This is a genomic window from Mycoplasmopsis felifaucium ATCC 43428, from assembly GCF_000687775.1.
Lineage (GTDB): Bacteria > Bacillota_I > Bacilli_A > Mycoplasmatales > Metamycoplasmataceae > Mycoplasmopsis > Mycoplasmopsis felifaucium.
In genome coordinates, this window is the sequence record NZ_JHXS01000035.1 from 1 (window position 1) to 2701 (window position 2701).

Consider the following 2701-nt stretch of genomic DNA (forward strand, 5'->3'; position numbering starts at 1 on the left):
GCATCTGAAACATTAAGATTGGAAATAGTATACCTACTAATTTCATTCAATTTAACGACTTTTCATAAATCGTTAAATTGCGAAAACCTAATCTCGGGAACAAGCTTTCCTTCTTTTGGAAACATTTTATTAAGTAAAGACTTTTTAACATCTTTTAATTTGTCTAATTTAGTAGATGTTTGAGTAATTAAGTTATCAATATTCTTAAAGAATTCACCTATTTTAGATTGTTCTTGGTATGAAGGCACTAAAGTTTTAACAGGCTGCACAAACTCTATGTAATGTCTTGCGTGTCCCTGTAATTCAAAACTAGTTGCATTAATAACTGAGTAAGTAAAATAATCATTACAGTTATCTTTAGCAGTTAAAATCTTTAGTGCACTCGATTTCACCATAAAAGGAAAATTAACGTACTTAGAGTCTAATGTAAAATCATCAAACAAAATACACGATTTATTATATGTATTAGTTTCATTAGTAAATCCTAATATAAATCCTTTATTTGCTGTTAGTACTGGTGTTTTATAAAATTCATTATATTTTTCGCTAGTAACAATGTACTTGTCAGGTCTTTCATAATTTAATAATTCTGAAAATTGAAGTTTTTTCCAATCCTCTTCAAACCCCTTAAACCTTACCTCAGGCACCATTCTTTTATTACTCATATTAATAAAATAATAACATAATAATTTATGTAATTACTTTGTAATTAAAATTTATATAATATAAAAAATATGCTAAAATAAAAAATATTTTTTATCAGGAGTAATTATGAATAAGAAATTTTTAAAATTAAGTTTATCAGTTACAAGTTTATCAATGCCTTTATTTTCAATATTGGCTGTTTCTTGCAACAATTCAGCAGATAATAACTCATCTGAAAATAACGAACAACCTATTAAAACAGATGAAAAAGACAATAATGTAAATCAAAATAATAGTCAAAATATTGAAAATAAACCTGAAATAAATCCAGAATCAAATAAACCAAATGAAATCCGAAATCAACCAGCATTAAATAAAATTACGGAGTTTAATAGTGAACAAATTCAAAAGTTATCTAATTTATTTCAATTAAATAAAAACTTAATTCCTTCTTTTGAATCATCAAAAGTTAAAGTTATGAGTGGCTCAGATTTTAATATAACTGGTGCGAATGTAGTAGCTTATAATGATTCATTAGGCACTTTATCATTTAATGTTTCAGGAACTTATTTGAATAATACTTTTGAAAATCTAACTGTTAATTTAGATGGTTTTGCCACAAGAATTATTGGTACAGCTTTACAACAATCATTCAATAAAAATAAAGTAGCTGAAAGACAAAACAACCTTGATGAAGTTTTAAAATTAACTAATAAAGATTTAGTTCCTTATTTTACTGATTTAAAAATCTTAACTAATGGTTTGGGCCTGCTTGATGTTAAAAGTATTTTAGATAATGATAATTCTCCAATAGTAATTAATAACCTTTCAATTAAAAAGAATTCTAATAACAAATATACCTTAATCGTTAACGTTGATTATAAAACTAAAACTCTAGCTAATGGTGTAATTTCTGAAGAAACTAGATCATTTTATTTTGGAAGTTTACAATTAGATAAAAATATGTTAGCATATAGTACATTTGATTATATAAATTATGTACTTCAAAACCATGTGCAAGCCATAGACATTTCAAATGATAACACTTTGCTTAATCACTATGCATCTTACTATGTAGGAAGATATAAAAATGAAGTTGATTTATCGGCTCAATTCTATGAAGTTGAAAATGCTTACAGTAGATATCAAAATATTCCATTACAACTTAAAGTGAAACATATTTCTGCTAATGATTTAACTGGAACATTATATGTAGATTACGCTATTAATTACCATAATGAATCATCTGGCGAAAACATTGAAGTAAATAGCCTATATAAAGAAATAACTAACTTCAAAAAAGTTATTACTCCTGAAATAGTTAAAAAAGATTTCTTTACATTTTTAAATATTGAAAATCTACACGGTTCTTTTGCTTCTAATTCAAATAAAGGTAAATTGATTTTAAGCGAATATGAAAAACATAAAAATGATCCAACTGCTTTTGTTTTAAGTGACCCTAATACAATCAAACGTATTTTTAGCATTTCAAATAGTTCAACCAATGAAATAACTTTTTATGCAAATGGATTAAATAAAATTAATACTAATTCATTATTTATTCCTTATTATGAAGGCAGACCTTTAAATGAAACTGAAGCACTTCAAGATAAAGGATTTATAAATAATATCAATTCAACTAATACAGCTATTCAAATTGGATTATATAAAATAGAAATTTTAAGTTTATCAGACTTTAAAGAAGATTCATATACAAGTCAAGATGGTGTAACAAGCAAAAAAATATGTTTTAACATAAATACCAAGTTAACTGTTGGCATTATGAATTCAACTACAGCAACTTCAGAAACGTATGAAGATATTGAAATCAATCCTTCTTCAATTTATACAAGAATGCCAATTGTATCTTAAACCACTGTTTTATAGTAAAAAACAAACTAACATCATAATTAAGGTGTTAGTTTTATTATTTAATAATTAATAACTAAGTATATCAATAAGTTCTTTTAATCTTTCATATAAATATTTTGCCAATAATGAAACTAATGGATTAATATCATGTTTTAATTGATAAATTTCAAGAGCATCATAATAT

The 2701-nt window shown here is 24.8% G+C and carries 2 protein-coding genes; one reads left to right on the forward strand and one right to left on the reverse strand.

Annotated elements, in window-relative coordinates:
- A partial coding sequence (locus T390_RS0103570; RefSeq protein ID WP_027335103.1) for a restriction endonuclease subunit S occupies positions 1 to 665 on the reverse strand: 665 nt, incomplete at its 3' end.
- Positions 666 to 771: 106 nt separating this feature from the next.
- Here T390_RS0103570 and T390_RS0103575 point away from each other — a divergent pair.
- The gene (locus T390_RS0103575) at positions 772 to 2517 is read left to right on the forward strand and encodes a hypothetical protein (RefSeq protein ID WP_027335102.1); all 1746 of its coding nucleotides are present in this window, start codon (positions 772 to 774) and stop codon (positions 2515 to 2517) included.
- Positions 2518 to 2701: the final 184 nt, after the last annotated feature.